This is a genomic window from Aurantimicrobium sp., from assembly GCF_036667855.1.
Classification (GTDB): domain Bacteria; phylum Actinomycetota; class Actinomycetes; order Actinomycetales; family Microbacteriaceae; genus Aurantimicrobium.
In genome coordinates this window covers 1-4,393 of sequence record NZ_JAVWTF010000078.1, presented here as the reverse complement: position 1 = coordinate 4,393, position 4,393 = coordinate 1, and the positions used below count along the sequence as shown (strand labels likewise).

Here is a 4,393-nt window from a genome sequence, read left to right as displayed (position 1 = left end):
GAGGACACGACGCAGAGCTTCACTACGCTGGGACTCAGCGTCGAAGCGGATGGAGAAGATTGCATCCAGCATCTTGGCAGCTGCGCTACCCGGCTGGACATTCTGCAACCGCTGGTGCATGGCGGCAGTGGGCAGATCACTGGTTGCCATGATGGCGTTCAGATACTGCGCACGCTTGTTCGCATCGTACTCGTCGAGCACGGTGAGCAAACCATTCGCCACACTCATGGGCATGGCAGTGGTCAGCCACGCACGGAAGCGATCACGGTCGATGGCAACAGCCATCAGTTCTTCGATGGACTCGACAGACAGTGCAGCCTTCTTGATTTCCATCGTGAGGTTGATCCACTTATCCACCTGCTCCATCGACTGGTAGCCGGGGAAGTAGCGGAACTCAATGGTCTGGTGTCGTGCCAACGACTTCATGTTGAAGGCGTAATACTTATCCTGATGGCGACCACCAGTTGCAGCGGAGACGAAACCATCCACCGAGTCAGAGGCAAGGATGCCACTGATGCGAGCCTGCGTCATGTCAGTGAGGGGCTGGCAGTAGCTGCACCACTTGCGGTTCTCGTCAGCCATGCGGAACATGGCCGGCTCGATCAGGTAGGTGAGCAGGAACATCTTGCGTGCGTCACCGATGGTGGCGCCGTCGCCCATATCCAGATGGACGTGGGTGGAAGTGCGCTCACTCACCGTGAACGTGCAGGCTTCAGCTGCCTGACGGAAACGTTCCAGCGCACCCTCAGCGGTGCGGCCAAACTTCGGGCCATTGAACACGAACTCGATGCCGTTACGCAGCGACGCATCGCTGTGGGTTTCCCAGCCAGATTCAGGGGCGGAGCCGGACCAGTCTTCCAGTTCAAACTCGATGCCGATCTTCTGACCGGGGTCAGCATGCCGACCAGTTGCGTTCTGCTGGGCTTGCGTGCGAGCGCCATTGCCACGGAACAACGTGGCGAGGACAGTCAGGTTCATTGCTTACTCCCGGAATGCGTTGTTGACAGCAGTGGCAACCACTGCGTTGGGGATGGTGAACTGCTTGCGCTGGTTCATACTGCCCACCACCTTACCACGATAGAGAACCACGTAGTCCTCACCGTTGATGGAAGGCTCGATGCACACGTCTTCGTTCGGAACGACGGCCACCTGCGTGCCAGCAACCAGCGCATCGAGCGACGCACGGGTGTCATACTCAGGCTTCATCACCTGACACAGACGCTGGTTGGTGGTGATGCCAGCCAGAGCAGAGGCAGTGCGTTCACTGGCCTGCAACATGTACGAGAGCGGACTCATCTCGAACGTCAGCAGGTTGGCTCGCAGTCCACGATAAGCGGACTGGGTACGATGGATGTGGTACACCACGTTACCAACACGGCGGTAACCCAGCGGCGGGTACTCGAACACCTTGAAGCCAGTGAAGAAGGCACTCGGTACTACGACGTACTGGTCACGCGCACCACGCTGGGCGTCGATGCGAGTACACGCAACGCCATCACTACGCAGCTCGTTCACCATACATGGGCGGTCTTCATACAGGAACAGAGCGGAGGTGAACCACTCGCTGAAATAACGGGTGCCCATGCTTTCGATCAGGCTCATTTGAACTCCTCGATTTCAATTGAGGTTAGTACAACAGGGAAGACGGAGAGCGGATCGCTCGTCTCGTCGGCGATTTTCTTCAGAGCTTCCGCCACAACTTCGGCGGAAGGCAGCACAGCCAGCGGGCGGTTGAGCTTGGCAGCTTCACGCTGCTCACGCATCGCTGCCCACTGTGTCTGAGTTATGGCACGGCCCGTATCCTTCTCGACGTACTGGGCCTTATGTGCATCCCACCGGTAGCGTGGTTTACCATCAGCGTCCATCAAGCTAGCAGTGGGCTGGCTGTTCTTGTAGCTCTCGATGTGATCGAGCGTAGCCTGCTGCGAGATGGATGGAGTGGACGATGCTGGCGTACCTCCACGATTGGTGAGGGAGTTGCGGCGCTTGACACCTGCCGTCAACTTCTCACGTTCCTCGTTGATGTACCGGGCAGATGCAGCAGCGATATCATCTGCGAGAGACGAGCCGGGGAACACCAGTCCTGAGTGCCGCACGGCCATGCGACCGCGAGGTGCATCAACACTGATATCACCCCGCACCAGATCCACCTTACCATCAGCGAGCATACCATGAACCTCATAGTAGAACGCTTCATCCGGTGGCATGGAGAACAGCTTGGTCAGGAATTCTTCCAGCTTATCATACGGACACTGCATCATGAAGTGCAGGATCGGACTGTCTTTGAAAGGCAGGAAGGCTACACGATAGGACGTGTAGCGCTTGGGAAAGTTTACAACGTCAGCCACGAGCTGCTCCTTGTTTAACGTTAAAGCTTCTTGGGTGGGTAGTCGCCAACCAGAGGTGAGAGGTTAACTTCCTTGGCTACCATGGCGGCCAGCTCCCTCATGGTAAGATGGATGCTTTCCTTGGTGCGGCAGGCGGAAAGCTTAGTGACCATATCCGATCCCAGCCACCACATCCACCACGGTGGCTTACGTCTCAGCTGCACCCAATACCAGTCGTAAGCTTTGCCTCTGATATCGGTTGGCTGGCTGACACGGAAGAAGAAACCCTTTGGCAACTTCGGAGTTTCGTACTCTCTCATGCTCTACTCCTTACGGATGGAGACTGGTCAGCTTGTTGACGTAAGCAGCCAGTACGGTGGGACTATCGAGACCCGGCTTGGTGTTGGCTTCCAGCACGTACAGCTGGTTGTCACGGCCACGGATGATATCGATGGCGGCAACGTCGAGCGACAGTGCAGCAGCAGCCAGCACGCCCAGCGCACCGACAGCAGTGGCGTAGTCATCCACGTTCTCGGTGGCGAACACCCAGCCATTGGCATGGTTGCGGATCAACTGCTGATCTTCGGTGCGCTCCTCACCTTCACGGGCACGCTTCTGCTGCACGATGACACACTCACCAGCGATGATGTGCGCACGGTACTCAGCATACTTGCGGACGTACTGGACATACAGCGGCATACCTGCGGGGATGTTCTCCCCCATGCGGATGACGTTGATGCCAGCGCCACTCTCACCAGTTGCGGTGGAGCGCGCGAGGATGATGGGATTGTTGCGGGCAGGCAGGGCACCACGATAGGTGGCTGCATCTTCCGCGTTGGTGAAGAACTGCGGGATCGACACACCCGCCGTAGCCAGGGCAGTGAAGGTGGTCACCTTGTTCATGGCGACACGACGCGCAGCCTGCGAGTTGAGGACACGACTGTTCGGTGCGACCGGATCACTGTCACCACCCCAGTTCAGGATGAGATGGCGCTGACGGAAGCTGTCGTTCTCGGTGAAGCCGGCCGACTGGCCTGCCTCACGCATGGCATTACGCAGAGCAGTGGCACCAGCAGACGGACGCTGTTTACGGATGAGGAACATGGGTAGTCCTTAGTTGACAGAAGCGAAGAGAGAGGGATCGACACGATCCGTGTTGACCGAAGTATCGTGGAGCTTACCCGTGACCAGCTCCGAACGCTCCGACAGGTAGTTGAACAGCTCGTCACCGGTCGGCACGAGATACTTCGCAGTGTAGTAGCCGCGACGGTTGATGAGGTTGACGAAATACTTCTTCGGATTGGTGGAGTATTCACCCAGCAGCAGAGCCAAACGGCCTGCCACCTTGCGGATGTTCTCCACTTCCTCGTCGCTCACTGGGGTGCGGAACAGTTTCCATTCCCACCAGTGCTCAGTGCCATCGGGGTTGGTGCGATGACCACCATATCCGTACGGGGTGCGACCGAAGAGTTCCTGTTGCTGCTCGTCGGACATTTCTTCCATCGCCCGGCTCAGGTAGGTCACGAGCAGGTTCATGGTGAAATGCGCCAGCCTGTTATCACGAGTCATCGGGACACTGATGTTGACGTGACAGCCCCAGTTGTCAGTGGCGTCTCCACTGTAGTCGTAATGGTTGGGAGTAATCTCCTCGTAGTTGCGGGGAGTGACGATGCCCTTACTCTTCATCCAGTTACGGACGCTATCCATCATCGACTTACCTTCGAGGTAGTCCGACAGGTTGCACGGCGGGAAGGTGAACTCACCGAAGTGTGCACCGATACCTTCAGCATCGATGGCCCAGTTGTTGTGGTACTTCCACATGTAGTCCACGACAGCACGGTATTCGTTCAGGGTTTTGAAACCCGTCTCCCATTCCATGCCGATCCAGATATCATTCGGATCGTTGTTAGCCGTGCAGTTCACCAGCTCCCACGGACGAACACCCTTTTCCAGCGAATGCCGATGAAGACGGGCGCGGTATGCTTCCTGCGCAGCTGGCATCAGAGCAGCAACCTGCTGCTCACTCAGAGTGCGGGAATAGTAACTGCCGCCGTTGGGGTGGCAGC

Annotated in this window: 6 protein-coding genes; all 6 read right to left on the bottom strand. The window is 57.4% G+C overall.

The features are described from left to right. Positions 1–978, bottom strand: a 978-nt coding sequence (locus RR877_RS09850; protein WP_332628092.1) for an amidoligase family protein, incomplete at its 3' end; no start/stop codon positions are given. A 3-nt stretch (positions 979–981) separates the two neighbouring features. Continuing rightward, positions 982–1,602, bottom strand: coding sequence for a hypothetical protein (locus tag RR877_RS09845; protein ID WP_332628091.1), 621 nt, complete (start codon positions 1,600–1,602; stop codon positions 982–984). After that, positions 1,599–2,348, bottom strand: coding sequence for a hypothetical protein (locus RR877_RS09840; RefSeq protein WP_332628090.1), 750 nt, complete (start codon positions 2,346–2,348; stop codon positions 1,599–1,601). Before RR877_RS09840 ends, RR877_RS09845 begins: the two co-directional genes overlap by 4 nt. Positions 2,349–2,368: 20 nt before the next feature. Further along, entirely contained in the window at positions 2,369–2,647 is a 279-nt protein-coding gene (locus RR877_RS09835; RefSeq protein ID WP_332628089.1) for a hypothetical protein, read from the bottom strand. Between the two features lie 10 nt (positions 2,648–2,657). After that, positions 2,658–3,431, bottom strand: coding sequence for a hypothetical protein (locus RR877_RS09830; protein WP_332628088.1), 774 nt, complete (start codon positions 3,429–3,431; stop codon positions 2,658–2,660). Between the two features lie 9 nt (positions 3,432–3,440). Beyond that, positions 3,441–4,393: hypothetical protein (locus tag RR877_RS09825; RefSeq protein WP_332628087.1), on the bottom strand; the 953-nt coding region annotated here is incomplete at its 5' end.